Source organism: Bacillus sp. AFS088145, assembly GCF_002564465.1.
GTDB lineage: Bacteria > Bacillota > Bacilli > Bacillales > Bacillaceae_G > Gottfriedia.
Genome location: NZ_NUUX01000063.1, coordinates 1 through 247, shown reverse-complemented (window position 1 = coordinate 247; position 247 = coordinate 1). Strand labels below are relative to the sequence as shown.

The following is a 247-nucleotide window of genomic DNA, read 5'->3' as shown; positions in this document are numbered from 1 at the left end:
TCTAGTTTTCAAGGTACAAAATAAAAATGGTGGAGCCTAGCGGGATCGAACCGCTGACCTCCTGCGTGCAAGGCAGGCGCTCTCCCAGCTGAGCTAAGGCCCCGAACATAAAAAAAAGAAAGATATGGTGGGCCTAAATGGACTCGAACCATCGACCTCACGCTTATCAGGCGTGCGCTCTAACCAGCTGAGCTATAGGCCCATATCTATATATGAAGGATAATCCTTCAAAACTAAACAAAACAAT

At 46.6% G+C, this 247-nt stretch carries 2 tRNA genes; both read right to left on the bottom strand.

Annotated elements, in window-relative coordinates:
• Positions 1 to 27: 27 nt before the first annotated feature.
• A tRNA-Ala gene (locus COI44_RS23550) sits at positions 28 to 103 on the bottom strand.
• A 22-nt stretch (positions 104 to 125) separates the two neighbouring features.
• Positions 126 to 202: transfer RNA gene (locus COI44_RS23545), tRNA-Ile, on the bottom strand.
• Positions 203 to 247 lie beyond the last annotated feature (45 nt).